Source organism: Lactiplantibacillus paraplantarum (assembly GCF_003641145.1).
GTDB lineage: Bacteria > Bacillota > Bacilli > Lactobacillales > Lactobacillaceae > Lactiplantibacillus > Lactiplantibacillus paraplantarum.
This window is the reverse complement of record NZ_CP032744.1, coordinates 714,969-732,168: the sequence shown is the minus strand read 5'-3', so window position 1 is coordinate 732,168 and position 17,200 is coordinate 714,969. Positions and strand designations below refer to the sequence as shown.

General features: G+C 43.8%; 19 protein-coding genes. 6 read left to right on the top strand and 13 right to left on the bottom strand.

Annotated elements, in window-relative coordinates; genetic code table 11:
- Nucleotide 1: 1 nt before the first annotated feature.
- Genes LP667_RS03465 through LP667_RS03455 form a run of 3 tightly spaced genes read right to left on the bottom strand, consistent with a single transcriptional unit; the run spans nucleotide 2 to nucleotide 2,240 of the window.
- Entirely contained in the window at nucleotides 2–643 is a 642-nt protein-coding gene (locus LP667_RS03465; RefSeq protein WP_021730161.1) for an amino acid ABC transporter permease, read from the bottom strand.
- Entirely contained in the window at nucleotides 643–1,479 is an 837-nt protein-coding gene (locus tag LP667_RS03460; protein WP_021730160.1) for a transporter substrate-binding domain-containing protein, read from the bottom strand. Before LP667_RS03460 ends, LP667_RS03465 begins: the two co-directional genes overlap by 1 nt.
- Before the next feature lie 20 nt (nucleotides 1,480–1,499).
- Nucleotides 1,500–2,240, bottom strand: a complete 741-nt coding sequence (locus tag LP667_RS03455; RefSeq protein WP_021730159.1) for an amino acid ABC transporter ATP-binding protein — start codon at nucleotides 2,238–2,240, stop codon at nucleotides 1,500–1,502.
- Nucleotides 2,241–2,774: 534 nt separating this feature from the next.
- Between LP667_RS03455 and LP667_RS03450 the strand changes: the two genes are divergently transcribed.
- Nucleotides 2,775–3,026: a hypothetical protein gene (locus tag LP667_RS03450; protein WP_021730158.1), complete on the top strand. Its 252-nt coding sequence runs from the start codon at nucleotides 2,775–2,777 to the stop codon at nucleotides 3,024–3,026.
- A gap of 298 nt (nucleotides 3,027–3,324) precedes the next feature.
- Here the strand turns inward: LP667_RS03450 and LP667_RS03445 are convergent, their stop codons facing one another.
- The gene (locus LP667_RS03445; protein WP_021730157.1) at nucleotides 3,325–4,317 is read right to left on the bottom strand and encodes a D-2-hydroxyacid dehydrogenase; all 993 of its coding nucleotides are present in this window, start codon (nucleotides 4,315–4,317) and stop codon (nucleotides 3,325–3,327) included.
- A 2-nt stretch (nucleotides 4,318–4,319) separates the two neighbouring features.
- Entirely contained in the window at nucleotides 4,320–5,510 is a 1,191-nt protein-coding gene (locus LP667_RS03440; RefSeq protein WP_021730156.1) for an aminotransferase class I/II-fold pyridoxal phosphate-dependent enzyme, read from the bottom strand.
- A 403-nt stretch (nucleotides 5,511–5,913) separates the two neighbouring features.
- Between LP667_RS03440 and LP667_RS03435 the strand changes: the two genes are divergently transcribed.
- Entirely contained in the window at nucleotides 5,914–6,540 is a 627-nt protein-coding gene (locus tag LP667_RS03435; RefSeq protein WP_021730155.1) for an HAD family hydrolase, read from the top strand.
- Nucleotides 6,541–6,731: 191 nt separating this feature from the next.
- Here the strand turns inward: LP667_RS03435 and LP667_RS03430 are convergent, their stop codons facing one another.
- The 4 genes from LP667_RS03430 to LP667_RS03415 form a co-directional block, all read right to left on the bottom strand.
- The gene (locus tag LP667_RS03430; RefSeq protein ID WP_056988360.1) at nucleotides 6,732–7,550 is read right to left on the bottom strand and encodes a DUF6681 family protein; all 819 of its coding nucleotides are present in this window, start codon (nucleotides 7,548–7,550) and stop codon (nucleotides 6,732–6,734) included.
- Between the two features lie 3 nt (nucleotides 7,551–7,553).
- Nucleotides 7,554–8,060: a hypothetical protein gene (locus LP667_RS03425; protein WP_021730153.1), complete on the bottom strand. Its 507-nt coding sequence runs from the start codon at nucleotides 8,058–8,060 to the stop codon at nucleotides 7,554–7,556.
- A 141-nt stretch (nucleotides 8,061–8,201) separates the two neighbouring features.
- Nucleotides 8,202–8,645 (bottom strand): Fur family transcriptional regulator, encoded by a 444-nt coding sequence (locus LP667_RS03420; RefSeq protein ID WP_021730152.1) that lies wholly within the window; start codon nucleotides 8,643–8,645, stop codon nucleotides 8,202–8,204.
- Nucleotides 8,646–8,764: 119 nt separating this feature from the next.
- A complete protein-coding gene (locus tag LP667_RS03415) occupies nucleotides 8,765–9,346 on the bottom strand; it encodes a guanylate kinase (RefSeq protein WP_021730151.1) in 582 nt (193 codons plus the stop codon).
- A 149-nt stretch (nucleotides 9,347–9,495) separates the two neighbouring features.
- On the opposite strand from LP667_RS03415, the gene LP667_RS03410 reads away from it, so the two are divergent.
- Nucleotides 9,496–9,645, top strand: coding sequence for a hypothetical protein (locus LP667_RS03410; RefSeq protein ID WP_003641114.1), 150 nt, complete (start codon nucleotides 9,496–9,498; stop codon nucleotides 9,643–9,645).
- 78 nt (nucleotides 9,646–9,723) lie between these two features.
- On the opposite strand, the gene LP667_RS03405 is transcribed toward LP667_RS03410, so the two are convergent.
- From LP667_RS03405 to LP667_RS03395, 3 genes are all read right to left on the bottom strand, one after another.
- On the bottom strand, nucleotides 9,724–10,143 hold the full coding sequence (locus LP667_RS03405) for a bis(5'-nucleosyl)-tetraphosphatase (protein WP_021730150.1): 420 nt from the start codon (nucleotides 10,141–10,143) through the stop codon (nucleotides 9,724–9,726).
- A gap of 53 nt (nucleotides 10,144–10,196) precedes the next feature.
- On the bottom strand, nucleotides 10,197–11,015 hold the full coding sequence (locus LP667_RS03400; RefSeq protein ID WP_021730149.1) for a PfkB family carbohydrate kinase: 819 nt from the start codon (nucleotides 11,013–11,015) through the stop codon (nucleotides 10,197–10,199).
- A 251-nt stretch (nucleotides 11,016–11,266) separates the two neighbouring features.
- Nucleotides 11,267–11,740, bottom strand: a complete 474-nt coding sequence (locus LP667_RS03395; protein ID WP_021730148.1) for a hypothetical protein — start codon at nucleotides 11,738–11,740, stop codon at nucleotides 11,267–11,269.
- A 384-nt stretch (nucleotides 11,741–12,124) separates the two neighbouring features.
- On the opposite strand from LP667_RS03395, the gene LP667_RS03390 reads away from it, so the two are divergent.
- Nucleotides 12,125–13,522: an amino acid permease gene (locus LP667_RS03390; RefSeq protein ID WP_021730147.1), complete on the top strand. Its 1,398-nt coding sequence runs from the start codon at nucleotides 12,125–12,127 to the stop codon at nucleotides 13,520–13,522.
- A 171-nt stretch (nucleotides 13,523–13,693) separates the two neighbouring features.
- Nucleotides 13,694–14,056, top strand: a complete 363-nt coding sequence (locus LP667_RS03385) for a transposase (protein WP_244282802.1) — start codon at nucleotides 13,694–13,696, stop codon at nucleotides 14,054–14,056.
- A 116-nt stretch (nucleotides 14,057–14,172) separates the two neighbouring features.
- Here LP667_RS03385 and LP667_RS03380 read toward each other — a convergent pair whose 3' ends face one another.
- The gene (locus LP667_RS03380) at nucleotides 14,173–14,580 is read right to left on the bottom strand and encodes an OsmC family protein (RefSeq protein ID WP_021730145.1); all 408 of its coding nucleotides are present in this window, start codon (nucleotides 14,578–14,580) and stop codon (nucleotides 14,173–14,175) included.
- Nucleotides 14,581–14,713: 133 nt separating this feature from the next.
- Between LP667_RS03380 and LP667_RS03375 the strand changes: the two genes are divergently transcribed.
- The gene (locus tag LP667_RS03375) at nucleotides 14,714–17,155 is read left to right on the top strand and encodes a Xaa-Pro dipeptidyl-peptidase (protein WP_021730144.1); all 2,442 of its coding nucleotides are present in this window, start codon (nucleotides 14,714–14,716) and stop codon (nucleotides 17,153–17,155) included.
- Nucleotides 17,156–17,200 lie beyond the last annotated feature (45 nt).

The window sequence follows — 17,200 nt, the reverse complement described above, 5'->3', positions numbered from 1 at the left end:
TCTAGTTTGCTAGTTTTTTCTCTAAGTGCCGCATATAGTAACTCAACGGTAATGTAATGATTAAGTAAAAGACGCCGACGACCACGTAGCTATTAATCGTATCAAGCGAGAGTGATGCAATTGAATTAGCTTGATACATCAAATCAAACCCTGCCACGAAAGCTAATACTGACGAATTCTTTACCAAGTTAATGAATTGGTTACCCAACGGTGGAATGATGATTTTAAACGCTTGTGGTAACACAATTTTGCTCATTGCTTGCCAATACGTCATCCCATTAGCGCGCGCACCTTCCATTTGCCCCGGATCAACCGACTGGATTCCGGCCCGAACCGTTTCAGCAATAAATGACGACGTATAAATCGTTAATCCGATTGTCCCAGCTGTAAAACCATCGATTTTAGCAACGTACATCGGAATAATCACATAGAAAAACATCGCAATAACTAGTAACGGAATGTTCCGGAAGATTTCAATATAAATTCGGCCAATAATTCGCATCGTCCGACTCGGTAAGACTTCAAAAATCGCAAACATCGTTCCAATGACGGTACTAAATACTAAAGCAATCACACTGGATAACAACGTATATCCGAGTCCTTGAATCAGCTCTGACCAATAGTGCGTTAGAATGTATCCCATTAGCGTGACGCCTCCTTATAGTTGAAGCCGGCCACGTTACCAAACCACTTCTTCAAGATGCGGTTATACGTCCCGTCCGCTTCAATTTCCTTGAGTGCCTTATTAAGCGCCTTTTTTAGCGGTTCTTGGCCCTTATTAACGGCAATCCCGTAAGGTTCCTTTGTAAAGGCCCCACCAACCACTTCGTAACCCGGGTTCTGTGAAGCCATCCCATAAAGGATCCCGTTGTCAGTTGTCAATGCAACTCCTTGACCAGATTTCAGCGCTGTCATCGCCTGCGCATAGTCAGACAATTCCAATACTTTGGCCTTAGGAGCCGCTTTCTTAATGTTTTCAACGGAGTTAGCCCCCGTCACACCTAGAACTTTAGTTCCAGTTTTGTTCAAATCCTTGACTGACTTGATGGCACTACCTTTTTTAACCAACAATGATTGTCCCGCATCAAAGTACGAATTAGTAAAATCAACTTGTTTTTCACGTTCGGGGGTAATAGTCATCGTTGCAATAATGGCATCAATATTCCCATTTTTTAACAGTGGAATCCGTGTTTGACTCGTCACTTGAACAAAGTTGGCCGTCGCATCTTTACCAAGCACGCGCTTAGTCAGCTCCGTTGCAATATCTGCATCAAAACCTTTGATTTTACCATCCTTAACATCCATCAGCCCAAATAATTTCGTATCAGCTTTAACACCCCACGTAATGGTCTTGCTAGCTTTATCATTGGTCAAGACATCTTGTTTTGATAATGATTGCCGTGAACCGCAAGCGGTTAAGACCACCACTAGCATGGTAAGCATGCCGAGTGCGCCAATTAGTCGTTTCAGCTTTTTCATTCGTGGTCCTCCCCTACAAATTAGTGTGTAATAATTTTACCCAAGAATTGACGGGCCCGTTCGTTCGATGGCTGTCCATCGAAGAACTTTTCCTTAGCATCGTCTTCCAAGATTTCACCATCAGCCATGAAAATAACCCGGTCAGCCACTTCACGAGCAAAGCCCATTTCGTGGGTCACAACTAACATTGTCATACTAGAGTCTTCGGCAACACTCTTCATAACATTCAATACATCGTCAATCATTTCAGGATCTAGCGCTGACGTTGGTTCATCAAACAAGAGACACTTCGGCTTCATAGCCAAAGAACGGGCAATGGCGATTCGTTGTGACTGCCCACCAGATAACTGACTCGGTAAGCTGTTGGCTTTATCAGCCAAACCGACGCTATCCAATAAATCCATAGCTAGTTTTTTATTTTCTTCTTCTGGCCGCTTCAAGACCAATCGTGGTGCAATCATGATGTTTTCAAGCACCGTTTTGTTCGCGTAAAGGTTAAAGTGTTGGAACACCATGCCGACATTTTTACGAATCTTATTCATATCCGTTTTACGATCGGCTAAATCAAACCCATTGACTAACAACTGACCTGACTGGACCCGTTCCAAACCATTGACAGTTCGGATCAGGGTACTCTTACCTGAGCCAGACGGTCCGATCAAAACAACTTTTTCACCTTCATTAATCGTTAAATTAATATTTTTAAGGGCGTGAAAATCACCATAATACTTTTCGACGTCGTGAAATTCGATCATTGACATTGCAGTCACCTTCGCTTTCTCTATCAGCCTGTTGACTGACGGTCTAGAATTGTTGCATTAATAGCTAAAGTTAAGAAATCCTTATTCTTCGTTAATGCTATTTAAATAGTTTAATACATAATTAGTAATTTTGTCAAAAAGTAGTCAAATATTGTTCGTTATCGATAAAATAGTGAGAAATCAGGCCGCTTATTTCAGTTAAAATAGCTGAATATCTGCTTCAATCTTGAACATTTTCAAACTAAAGTAACTAATAATTCGTCTTTATTATTGATAACCGCTTCGATAAATAAGAGTTAGACAATATTTTTGATAATCTTTTTGTTATTTTATTAACTTAAATTTAACTATTAAGTTAATCATACCACTACTGAAAGGTCGAGGACCGTTCGGCGCATAATTTTCATAATTGGCGCTTTCTACGAGCCGAGCTTAAATAATTGTTTACGCTTTCGCTAGCCTTTCTTTAATAAACATTGCTAACCTATAGCTATGATAAAGTTAGTAACCACCATTATGATTGGAGACGATGATATGTTACTTGATCAAGCAACTAATATGACTAATATTATGGCGGGCCAAATCATCAAAGTTTTTTACCCCTTTGTTATTGTTAAAACTGAAACTGGCAGCTACTTAAAGTTAAATCTATCGAATAACGAACAACGTGATCCACTCTTTTGGGATGAAGTTCACAGTATCCTGCAGGCGAAGTTGTGGGTCCCGATTGGCAAACACTATCATCAGCTGTTAGATAACGGTTGGTTAGCCGAGCCACTCAGTTAGTAAGCCAATGCAAAGAGCCTGTCAATAAAGCGTTTATGCCAAAACCAATTATGCTCGGTTTCTTGAAAAAATTTCAAGAAACCGAGCATAATTTTTCTATCAATATTGTCGAAACGTGCGCCAAACAGTTGCTTGTTCCACGCTATTCAGCATCAGCAGTATCAATATAGGTAGTCGAACTTATTTCACCAGCCAATCGGAAACCAGTATAGCACCTACAACTACCAGCATTGCTAGGCTTCAACTCCCCATTGCAACTAAAATACCATCTTAATCCGCGATCATATTATTAGAACAATTAAAAAGCATGTTCCGTTGTCCCACCATTCAAAATCGTTAAGACATCATCCAGGCTTATATCAACCATGTTTTTGACAGCCAAATTCGTATAGAACCCAACATGTGGCGTAATAATGACGTTAGGCATCTGCATCAATTGGGCGACATTTGTATCTTGCAAGACCTCTCCCTGATGATCTTGGTTAAATAACGTATTTTCACCCTCGACCGTATCGAGCGCACAACCCGCGATTTCACCAGCCTTTAAAGCTGCAACCAACGCCTCTGTGACAATTACCGGCCCGCGTGATGCGTTGATAATGTAAGCATCCGACTTCATTAATTTCAAGGCCGCTGCATCAATCAAACCTGCCGACGTCTCATTGAGATCAACGTGCAAATCAACAACGTCGGCTTGCCGCAATAGTTCTTCCTTAGTATCTACGTAGCTTAAAACGTCTTCAAGTTCAGGATGTCGCACAACGTCATAGGCAATCACCCTCGCGCCTAAACCGTGAAAAAGCCGTGCGGCAGTCCCCCCAATGCGTCCCGCACCAATAATCCCAACAGTTAACGATCGAATTTCACGTGCTTGAAGTCCCGCCCACTGGAAGTTTTGCTGTCCAATTCGTTGATCGAATAATTCTAAGTTGCGAATTAAGCGCATCGTCTGAGCAACTGACATTTCGGCGACCGAGTTAGGTGAATAAGCTGGAACATTAGTCACCACTAACCCAGCTGCTTTAGCTGCCGGAATATCAATCGTATCCACACCGGCCGTACGACTAGTTAATTGTTTTAACCCGGCCGCAGCTAAATCTTGATATAAACTGGCGTCACCACCAATCGGACTCCGTTGCTGAATGACTAGCCCATCATACCCTTTTACCAACCCGGCCGTTTCTGGGTGAAATTCCAAGTCATTCGTATCCACCTGAATTTTGTGTGCCGTTGCCCACGCTTGAATCGCGTCCTGTTCATCATCACGAACACTGTACATTAAAATTTTCATGGTTAATCCTCCTGTTTCTTACTAGCAACGTACGCACCGATCCGCTTAACCGCCGTCTTTAAGTCAGCCAACGAAGCCGCGTAACTGATCCGAACATAGCCTTCACCACCAGGCCCAAACGAGCTACCCGGAATCAAAGCAACCCGCGCCTCATGGGCTAATTCACGACAAAAGGCCATGCTATTTTGTGGTAATCCGGCCGGAATCTTACTGAATAAGTAGAACGCTCCCTCTGGTTTAGCAGATTGAAAACCAAGTTGATTCAAGGCGTCATACAAATAGTCACGCCGTTCCTGATATTCACGCTTCATTGTTTGACCATCATCAAGACCATTTTTCAATGCTTCCGTGGCAGCTGCTTGTGCATTAGTTGTCGTTGAAGTCACCGTGAATTGATGAATTTTTCCTAATTGCGTTGTAATGGCTTTGGGCGCACACATGATCCCAATACGCCAACCAGTCATCGCATGCGACTTAGAGACACCATTAAGTAGAATTGTTTGTTCTGGTAAGTAATTGGCAATTGATTCATGGCGCTCCCCGTATGTTAGCTCACTATAGATTTCATCCGACAAGACAAAAATCGGTTGATCGGCTAGTACCTCTGCCAAAGCCTTTAAATCATCATGCCGATAAGTCACACCGGTTGGATTTGATGGGAAATTGAGGACAACTGCTTTGGTCTTGGGGTGCGCTGCCAACGTGGTTTGCAATTGTTCTGGGGATAACACGAACCCATTGGCGGAAGTATCCATGAAGACCGGTGTCGCTCCGGCTAATTTCACAATTGCAATGTAGAGTGGAAAAATCGGTGTCGGAATCAGGACTTCATCACCGGGATTGAGAATCGAACTTAAGGCAGTATAGATGCCACCAGTGGCACCAGCCGTAATAATCACTTCGCTAGCTGGATCATAGTGTACATCATACTTTTGGGCTAAAAATTCAGCGGCGGCGGTTCGTAATGCTAACGTTCCGTTTGATGGAGCATAGTGACTTTCATCAGCTTCAATGCTCTTGATAGCGGCCTGTTTTACGTGTTCGGGCGTATTAAAATCAGGTTCTCCTAAAGTTAAACGCACGATTCCTGGAATATTAGCAATTTCAGCATTGAACGCTAAAATATCGGACGGCTGAATCGCTGCAATTTCACGGTTCATATGGTTAACAAGTGTTTCTGAATTAATTGACATGAGGGTTCCTCCCGTTTTTGATTAATTTCGTTGGTGGAAGCGGCCTGGATAGTACTAAAAAACGCACCCTTGGAAACTCCAAAGGGTGCGTCACCGCGCTAAAACAAACTTATTAGCCACCCTTGGAATTCTCAATCATCCATGGGCGCCGTTAAATCACAAAAGACTTTTGGCAACCGCATCGATGCAAACATCGGATTCGTGTTTGCACCTAAGCAGCCGGCACAAACACTAGCGAAAATACCAAAAGTAAAAGCTAGTTCTAGATTTTAATGAATTTAACGGTAATGACATATCATTAGCTCCTCATCAATTGTTAATCTAACTATAATGGTTGTCCTAATCACTGTCAAGGTCGAATTTGCTATACTGAGGTTAAATTCATTTTGGAAGGAACGATTATATGACTTACCAGGCATTCATGTTTGATATTGACGGTACACTGACGAACAGCCAACCAGCCTACACGACCGTAATGCGCGAGGTTTTGGCGACTTATGGCAAACCATTCAACGCAGCTCAAGCACAAAAGACTTTTCCAATGGCTGCCGAGCAAGCCATGGCAGAGTTAGGTATCGCACCTAATGAGTTCGATCACTTTCAGGCCCAGTATGAAGACACTATGGCCAGTCATTATGATCAGATCGAACTGTATCCCGGTATTACCAGTCTCTTCGAACAGTTACCATCTGAACTGCGTCTTGGAATCGTGACTTCCCAACGACGGAACGAATTAGAGAGTGGCATGCGACCATACCCCTTCATGATGCGGATGGCCGTCACGATTAGTGCTGACGATACCCCCAAACGCAAGCCAGATCCTTTACCACTACTAACAGCGCTTGAAAAAGTGAACGTGGCTCCTCAAAACGCGTTGTTCATCGGTGATTCCGTCAGCGATGAACAAACCGCTCGGGCTGCTAACGTTGATTTTGGACTAGCTGCCTGGGGAATGGATCCTAATGCTAATCATCAAACTGTGGCCCACCGCTTTGAAAAACCGCTCGATATTTTAGCACTTTTTGAATAACCCACACAAAATGCACTTGATGCTCAAATTAAAATAACCGTTGCGAGAATCTTCTCACAACGGTTATTTTAATTTGACTATCGAAACGTGTTACAAGGCCCGGCCAGTTTCGGTTAAGCTTGTTAGGTTAACCGAAACTGTCGCTCGCAACACTCGATACATTGTTATACCACTTAACGCCAAACTAGCTACTAATCCGCTCGGTCCTCATACGCAACCTGGGCCGTTATCTGATAATCACCCGCTTGCTCAATGGCTGATGTTCGCCCTGCAATCTTGCTCATACCACCCGTAATTACCGTAGATGCCAAGTACAGCTTATAATCTTCATGCGCATCATGGACATCCGTCAAACCAACCCTAGTGATGTGGCCAACTGGGAATTGATCCATCTGGTTAATGCCCGCATAAATAACTAACCGGTGATTTTCCAATTTCAGCTGTGAAAACGGAATTTGAATCCCCTGACCAATCGCATACACGGGTTCACCAGTTGCTTGTGCCTGCTTAATGACAGCATCATCACTTAAGCCACCGTAATCTAACCGGACAATGTTAGCCGCCTGTAACTGGTCGACGATTTGATGCACATTTTCCTGTTCAGCACGGGATGTCTTCACCGTTGCTGGCAAAAGTTCCTGTCCGTCAAAAATACCATTTGCGGGAATATAAGGCTGTTGTTGATTTTGTTGCGCCTGCTGTTCAGCCGCTAGTGCTTCTTTAGGTTTACCACCTAATAATTTTTCAATTTGCGGTGATAAATCATACTTAGCCGTCTTATTAGTAAAGTAATAGATAACGTTTAACGTAATAAAATAAATCAAGGCCACAAAAACGAGCATGTACAAAATACCACGCAACCACGCACCGTTTTGCATCAACCGAATCGCCACATACCCTAAGTACAAGTTACCAGCAATTCCAATCCCAATATAAATTTGATTCTTAATTTTTACATTGACATTAACATAACCCAAGGCGTGATTGATCATATCTAAAATACTAAACATTCGTTATTCGCCCCCGTCGCTAGTAGTGGTGTCCGTTGTTGACTGTGACGTCGTTGTTGCTGAACTTGACGCCGTCGTACTTGACGATTCAGCATCGGAACTAGCATCATCCGTCGTATCAGAAGATGAACTACTACTATCAGTCGTGGTACTACTATTTGTTGAACTCGAGTTGGTATTATTGGTTGAACTAGCCGAACTACTGGTTTCATCGGCACTACTACTGTCATCAGTATTATCATTACTACTACTTGAGCTATTATCTTGATCATCACTGGATGAATCAGAACTAGCCTTATCTTTGGCGTTACTTTCATCCGAGCTATCATCCGCCGGTTTCTTTTTCGTACTTGTAGAACTAGCAGATGAACTTTTAACCACACTACTAGTGGCCTTCGCACCGTTGACAGTGTTAGTCGTCTTGTTAACAACCACGTTGGTTGCACCTAGTGCGAGAACAATTGATACAATTGCAAATGGTGAAATAAATGGTGATGTTCGATAAGCCATCGATGTCATTCCCTTCTGAGGCTTTGCCGTTATTCTCTCTAATCTATAATTAAACCATGCTCGCGTTCAGAATGCACTAATTCTATCGCAAATTAAGAAACTCTTTACTCAACCTGACTCAACAAAAAAAGCCGACTCCCGTCAGCTATTGATTGCTTGTTGAGCCGTACAGGCCGCGCATAATCCATAAATTTCAATACGGTGACCCGTAATCGTACAGCCCGGTAACTGGGCTTCATACTCATCTAGCGGACAAGCTTGCAGTTCCGTTACTTTACCACAGTTTGAACACACGAAGTGATGATGATGTTGATGCTTGAAATCACACTGATATTTGACCAAGGTTTGATTGGCCTGAGCTTTTAACTCCAATAGTCCTAACGTTTCAAACTCTTTGATATTACGATAAATCGTATTATGACTCATTCCTGCAAACAACGTACGCATGTGCTCATCAACGGCCGAAATTGCCACATAGTGGTCCTGATAGGTCACCAGATAATCTAATAATGCCTGCCGCTGCTTCGTAATTTTAAGCTGATTACGGCGTAAAATTGCGACGGCTTGTTCAATTGGTGTTTCCATAACTTACTTCCTCCTACATGACCAGGGCTCTACTAAATAATAACCATTACTATTTAGTTTAGCATATTCAGACGTAAAAGTTAATCACGTTGCCCGAACCGCGCCAGCCACCGACGCTACTAATCTTTAGACAACGCATCAGCCGGACAATATTTGGCCACTAGTTGATCCAGCTGCTGCCGCGTTGTCTGCCAATCATCATTAACAATAACGTGTGCATGCCCCACTAATCCAGTCGGTAGCGCTTGATCACGCAAATATTCATCGCTCGCCACGCGTTTTTGAATGCGGCTAGGCAGATCACCACGCTTAGTCAAGCGTTGAATTAACGCATCTTGATCAGCAACTTCAAGATAGATCACCACCGCTTGGTCACCCAATTCACGCGCATAGGTCACCGCGCCAGCCGTATCGAGGACAATACTGATCAACGGCGATTGTTCCCACGCGGCCGCCAATCCCTCTCGTGAAGAACCATACTGATTACCGCTATACGTGACGTGCTCTAAATAATGCTTAGTGGCAAAGCTAGTAGGGGTTTCAAAGTAGTAATCCTGACCACTGACCTCGCCTTCACGGGGCGCCCTAGTCGTATGAGTAATGACCTGTGGAATTTGATATTGTGACCGTAAATAATGACTGACGGTGGTCTTACCACTTCCAGTTGGCCCCGTAATTACAAAGATCCGTTTCGATGTCAAAGTTAATAAACCTCCATTTTTAATTCATGTAAAGCTTTTCATTTGCGTTAACTCGGTAAACCGAGTATAGTAACGTACCTATAAGGTTCAAATAGATGATTCACGCATCTCGTAGCAAACCAACAATTTTCAGAAGGGAGTTTTGTCATATGCAATTTCAAAAAACAAATAGCTGGTTCAGCATTGTCTTAGATACGCAACGCCAAATGTTTGTCGCAACTGACAAACTTCATCCAGAATTGTTCGCTGAAGGCGTAACAATCGAAGATGCAGTTGCAAACTTACAAACTCAGGCCTAAGCCAAATCTAAAAATATTGTTTAAAAATTACTGGTACCGTTTATGCGACGGCACCAGTAATTTTTTTACAGTCGTTTATTATTGTAAGTGCTGCTCAATGTACGTGTTAGCTTGATCTAACATCTGCTTTAAATTATCATAAGTCAACCGTTCCCGCGCTGCCGCGTAGTCAAACCAGCCAATCGCACTAATCTCAGCTTTTTGACGGGTTACCGCAGTCCCACTAGGAACTTCACTGACAAATAAAGTGACTTGCTTCAAATTGCCATTAGGTAAGTCATATTCAGTATATACTTTAAAATTAGTATCAAGCGTCGCTTCAATTTGCGTTTCCTCACGAATTTCACGCCTAGCTGCTTCAGCTAAAGTCTCAGTACCTTCCACATGGCCCTTCGGAAATCCCCAAAAATCACTGGTCGCACTCTGTAATAATAAATAAGCGGGATGACCATCCTTTTGTTGATAGACGACCGCACCACTAGCTACTTCTGTACTCATGAAGTCGCACCTTCCTAATTATGAATTATGCTTTAGTATAACATGTTCCACCCTCAATTGAAGGCCAAAATTGCCTGGAGCAAACGTCCTAACGCGACCCCTTGACGCTCGTCCGTCCGATTTTGGTCAATCGTTTCCGCAACGGCCATATTAAGCCACTGGTTGGCAAGTTCTAAGGTTGGGGCTAACGCATTACCACGCCCTAACAAACCAGCAATTACCGCAGCTAAGGTATCACCCGTGCCATTATAATGACCAGGTAGCCGTTGTTCACCACAAAATTGCACGTTGCCAGCTTCATCTAACCATGCACACCCAATTTGATCCGCACGTTGCACATCCGTGATGACCGCGTGTGCACCTGCTTTTAATTGTTGCTGCAGTGCCGGCAACAAGCGCTGCAACTCGGGGGTGGCCTGATATGGAATTCCCGTTAGTAAGGCCGCTTCCGTTGTGTTTGGCAAAATCACATCTGCTTGATGAATCAGCTGACGCATTACCTCAACATAGTTCTGATCAAAGCCTTGATAGAATTGACCTAAATCACCGAGTACCGGATCAACAACTAATAACGATAATGACTGTTGTTCTAAGTAAGTCGTAAGTTGCTGACAAAGTGTCACCGAACCAACATACCCAATCAGTGCTTGATCAAAATGAAGCTGTGCTCGCGTCCAATGTTGAAAAACCTGTGGTAACCACGTTGATAAGTCTACCACAGCAGGCGTCCCGTACCCACTAGTATGGGTTGACAATAGGCTAGTCGGTAAGGCGGCCACATCATACTGCATCGCCGTTAATACTGGTAACGCTGAACTGAGCGAAATGCCACCGACTGCGGACAAATCTTCCGCAACTAACATTGTTGACAATCATCGTACCCCCTCTTATTTCATTTAGTGCCTATTTTATCAGAACTCAGACTGACTGTAACCTATTCGTCACGGCGAAAGTTTGATCACCATGTTTGAGGCCGCCGGTAACTAACCACCAAAAGCATTCAACAAAAAATTGAGCCACAGCTTAAAATCACTGTGACTCAACACTAGTTGTAAGACGATTCAAACTAATCACACTGTGCGTTCTAATCGCTAGCTCCACCAAACCATGCTAGTACCGCGTCTCATTCTTTCAACGAAGTTAAATACTGTCGTTCCATCGTCCGCCGTGCTTGGACAGCATCCTCAAAATGAACAAAGTGCTTGTTCAATATGTACGTTCCTTTGTAATAGAAGTGAGCCACCCAGGAATCCGACTGCTTATCATAACTAACACCCACGACCCCACTAGTATTGCGCTTTGACTTCTTGATTGAGCTCACATCCGTATGGTGATCACGAATCTTCAAATTTCTAGGATCGCCCATATGTGAAACTGCTTGTGGATTATTAAAAATATTTTGCCGACTCTGTTCGGCTGCTAAACACCCGCAACTCCGTGTCTTACCATGGCGTAAAACGTAAGAATCCACGACACAAGTCCGACCGCACTGACACTGACAAAACCAGAGCGCATTACCGTTCTTAGCACGCCCTGCTCGGTGCACTGCTATCAATCGACCAAAGTGTTGCCCAGTAATATCAATTGCCGCTGCCATCTGAATCCCACCATTCTAAAATTGACTTTCTACTAATAACAATATTATAAGCTTTGCCGAATCGAATTAACAGTTTAACGTACTAACGATGTCCTTTCAAATCATATTCGATGTTTATACATTATTAAAACAACAGACTCATTTCAGAGTTGCAAATTTAGTCTTAAAAAACGGCGCGCCTACATGTTAAAGCGTCCCGTTCAAATCCTTATCAACAGATTGCTTGTTTTTATAGGCATCTAATCTGGCATCCTATGTAATTATTAATAATAAAAGGCTGGTTCTAATTGACTTTTAATAATCAACCACGGTATCATATTGACATGACAAATTGTCGATAATGACAATTAACTGTTACAAATAACCAAAAAGGTGGTCCATGCTATGGGGATTTTCCAGCGTATTTTCCAAAAAGAAGATTTGGAGCGCTATTTACAAAAAGATAGTCATTTTGAACGTACCCTCTCGGCAGTCGATTTGATTGCCTTAGGGATTGGAGCCGTGATTGGGACTGGGATTTTCATTCTTCCCGGAACCGTGGCCGCAACTAAGGCGGGGCCCGGAATTATTTTATCCTTCGTCTTAGCCGCCATCGTGTGTGCCGTAGCCGCAATGTGTTACGCCGAATTTGCATCAGTCCTACCAATTGCTGGCTCAGCGTACTCGTATGGGAACATCGTCTATGGTGAGATGATTGGTTGGATCATTGGTTGGGCCCTCGTGCTTGAATACGTATTAGCCGTCGCAACCGTGGCCGTTGGTTGGGCCGCATACTTCAATTCATTCATCGCTGGCTTTGGTCTCAAACTGCCTAAAGCGATTACCGGCTCATTCGATCCCGCACACGGCACCTATATTAACATCGTCGCAATTTTGATTGTCTGCTTAATTGCTTGGATTATCGACACTGGTTTGAAAACATCGATTCGTTTAAATAATATTATTGTGGTGGTTAAATTAGCCATTATTGTCCTTTTCTTACTAGTTGGTTCGTTTTATGTTAAACCAAGTAACTGGACACCCTTTGCGCCATTCGGAGGCATGGGCATTCTCAAGGGGGCGGCAGTTGTCTTCTTTGCTTACTTAGGATTTGACGCCGTTTCTTCATCCGCGGCCGAAGTCAAAAATGCCAAACGAAATATGCCCATTGGAATTATTGGGACGTTAGTCATTTGTACCATCTTCTACATTCTCGTTTCCGGCGTTCTAACTGGGATGGTTTCATACAAGCAATTAAACGTTGACGATGCTGTTGCGTTCGCCTTACAACTTGTCCATCAAAACTTCGTTGCCGGTATCATTTCGATTGGGGCTCTTGCCGGAATGTTTACGATGATGGTAACAATGATCTATAGTAGTTCGCGGTTATTATATTCAATCGGCCGTGATGGTTTACTGCCACGTTTCTTAGGCAAAATTGATAAACATCATGCACCCAAGAACGCAATGCTGACAGTCACAATCGTCATTTCGATTCTCGGTGGTTTGGTTCCCTTAGATCAGTTAGCAAACCTTGTTAATATTGGAACGCTGATTGCCTTTGCCTTCGTTTCTTTCGGCATTCTACTATTACGTCGCAACCCTAAGCTTAACCAAATCAAAGGCTTCCGAGTGCCACTTTACCCGGCACTACCAGTTATTTCTGGACTACTCTGCCTGTTTATGATGACACAGTTATCCAAAGAAACTTGGCTAGCTTCACTAGCTTGGTTTGTACTGGGCCTCATTATTTATTTTGGTTATGGGATTCGACACAGTCGGATGAATAAAACTGACGACTAACGATTGCAATAAAAACAACTAAATAGAGTGAGCCAAAACTAATTGTGCACAGTTTCTGAAGAAAAGCCTTCTCAAGAAACTGTGCACAATTTTTCTGCCCATTTGTCGAGACGTGCGCCAAAAGGTTGCTTGTCCCACACTTTAATTACCACCATCAATTCAACACTGGCAATGACAACGATTTCATTTTACGGTATGATGATGGTACTTAATAAGGAGCGTGATCTAATGATGCTAACACCTAAAACAATTCACGACGACCTCCACGAACACCATACGCAGGTCATTCAACTATTCAGTAAGTATCCGTGGTTAATTCCCGCAACCACCCTTTTACACATTATTCCAGTTGCCATCGGCGTTCACGGTTTTTGGCAATCGCGGGCCCTAAGCAAGCAACTTAAGATCGAACGTGAAAAGACCAAGCAACTAGCTTTGCAACAAGTCGAAAAGGTGCAGTCAGCAGTTGCTAGCCACCACTGTCAGCGACCAAGCTTACATCATCTATTCAATAAGATTAACAGCCATCATTAACACAAACGTGGTTCAGATTGTCGGCAACTGAAGGCCCGACGATCTGAACCACGTTTTAGTCAGCCTACCGACAGCTCTAATCGGTAAACACTCAATGGTTACTTGACATCACAATACTATTCGGCCAACTGAATTGTCACATTGGCTGATGATCCAACTAGTTTAGCTACCGGGCAACGCGTCTCCGCAATAGCAAGCCAATGTGCTGCCGTTTCAGCATCCACTTCTGGAATAGTGACGCGGGCGTCTAAAAAGAACTGGTAGCCAAAACGATCCCGAGACATTTTGACCGTTGTATCAACTTTGCTTTGATGATTTTGTCCGTGTTCCTTTTCGATGGCTTCTAAAGTGGCGTTGAGACACGTACTGAGAGCTAATCCGATCAACTGTTCCGGATTAGTACCAGGGACCGCCTTTAATGGACTCGACACCGCGACCCGTAATCCTTCAGGAACATACGCTTGACCTTCAATACCATCTTCATTAACTGCATGGGTTGTATACAAGACTGGAAAATTACTCAATTTACTTCCTCCATTCGATAGTTCACTTTGCAATTAACCTACCATACTCCGCCAAACTTGTCAGTAAGAAGCATTGGTTCTCGGCCAATTAGCGGTATAATATTTCTAATAATACTTAATGAGGAACTTACTTATGAAAAACAATCAATTTGCAATCGTCCCGACCGATTCGGAAGCTGCGATTGCCGAACTCACCAAGATTCATTTTATTACGCCCGACATGGACGCCCTGACTACTGTGCCAGCCGTCTATCAAGCCCTTCTTGCCAAAAGCTTGCCAGAAGTCCACACGGCCAGTGGGTTAAAGCACAAATTTAATAACATCATGGCAACTAGTCAGCACACCCTGACTGAATGGCTCACAGATGCTACTATCGTTAACAATCAAGTCTTCTACAACGTCGGCCTACAATTGTTAGGCTTTTTACCCGGACAAGATTTCGAACTGGCTGATCCCCTCCTCGCTATGCGCGACATCCACTTACCAATGGTTGGTGACAGTGCCTTTGATCGTGAAGCCCTCTACTACGCATGGTACTTACTATTAAACACCCGCGGTAATAATGGGCAAACCTTGATTGAGGCACTGACGACTCGGGGTTACTTCGTGCCGTTCTATCAATTACCAAACGAACAAAAACCACTCTTCTTCAATGGTAAAGCCCAAGCAGTTTTCGACACCCACACCCTCATGCGTGATGTTGTGTACGTTGAAGCACCGCTAGACACCGATCATGACGGCCAACGCGACCTGCTCAAAGTTGAGATTCTTCGACCAGCTGAAACTGCTACGGGTTTAAAGGTTCCGGTTCTCTACACAGCCAGTCCTTATAATCAGGGTATTAATGACCAGGCTGGCGATGCCCAAATGCACAGCGTGGACGTCCCACTGACCGCTAAAGAACCGGATGACAATACTTACGCGGACATCGAGTACCATCCAGCCAATGTTAAACTACCAGCCGCTCGAACTGCCGAAGCAACGACCACTACGGCGGAAGAAACTTTTAGTCGTGAAAAATCCTATACACTTAACGATTATTTCTTAGCTCGGGGATTTGCCGTCGTTTATGCGGCCGGCATCGGCTCGATTGACTCGGATGGCCTAGCACCTACAGGCGATGTCGATGAAACAACGTCAACAGTCGCAATTATTGAGTGGCTGACTGGCAAACGTCAAGCCTTCACCAATCGCGATGGTGATGTTGCTATTAAGGCTTGGTGGTGCAATGGCGCCGTTGCCATGACTGGACGTTCTTACTTGGGGACTTTAGCAACGGCTGCCGCCACAACTGGTGTCGCCGGGCTTAAGACCATTATTTCTGAAGCTGCTATTTCAAGTTGGTATGATTATTATCGTGACAATGGCTTAGTCGTCGCTCCGGACACATTTCAAGGTGAAGACACCGATGTATTGGCTGCTGAAGTCTTTTCACGGAGCCTAAAAGCCGGTGATGCCCATCAGATCCAACCCGCTTTCGATCAGAAGCTGGCGGAACTGACCGCTGATCAAGACCGGGCAAGTGGTAATTACACCCGATTCTGGGACGAACGTAACTATCTCAAAAACGTTGACAATATCAAGGCCGATATCGTGATGGTCCACGGGCTCAATGACTGGAACGTCAAGCCACGTAATGTCGCCAATTTGTGGGATAAACTACAAGCTGTCCCCGTAACTAAGAAACTCATTTTGCATCAAGGCCAACATATCTACATCAATAATTTACAATCACTCGACTTCACCGATATGATGAACTTATGGTTGAGTCACAAATTATATGATTTAGATAATCACGCTGATACGTTACTACCAAACGTCTTAGTGCAAGACAACACGCAAGCACAGACTTGGCATGGCTATGACAATTGGTGGCAAGACACAACCGACGCTTTAGATTTCAAAGTCCAGTATAAGGAATTAGTTCCGGCCGACCACACTGTCGATCAGCGTGCCGCCCATTTTACGGACAAATTACCTGATAAGTTATTTGACCACTACAAAAACCACTTAGATGCTTGGCAGCGCGACTTATTACAAGAAGACAAGTTGAATCCACTCTATGATCATCGTCTCTTATTCAAGTCTTGGCAGGCGCCTGAAGATCAACTATTAGTAGGGGTCCCGCACGTCACCGGTTCCGTGGCCGTCAATCAAAACTTTGGTATGCTGAGTTTCATGTTGATTGATTACGGTGCTGCCCGTCGTTTGACTGTTAGCCCGCAAATGCTAGCGGCCAAAGCACTAGACTTAGGCTATCATTGGCGCGAAGATGACTTGAAAGACTTCAAGTTAGCAGGTGAAACACCGTTCAAGATGATTACTAATGGTCATCTCAACTTGCAGAACCGCCACCATCCATGGCATGCAGAGACGATTCAACCAAATGCATTTTACGACTTTGCGGTGGATCTACAACCACTCTTCCACCACCTGCTTAAGGGCCATCAACTTGGCCTGGTCATTTACGCAACCGACATGAAGATGACAATTCGGGGAAATCAGGACCTGCAGTACTCACTCAATCTAAATGATATTCGTTTGCACGTTCCAATGAAAAAAATAACGGACTAAACATCGTTGCCCCCCAGCTAACACTCAATCTGTTAACTGGGGGGC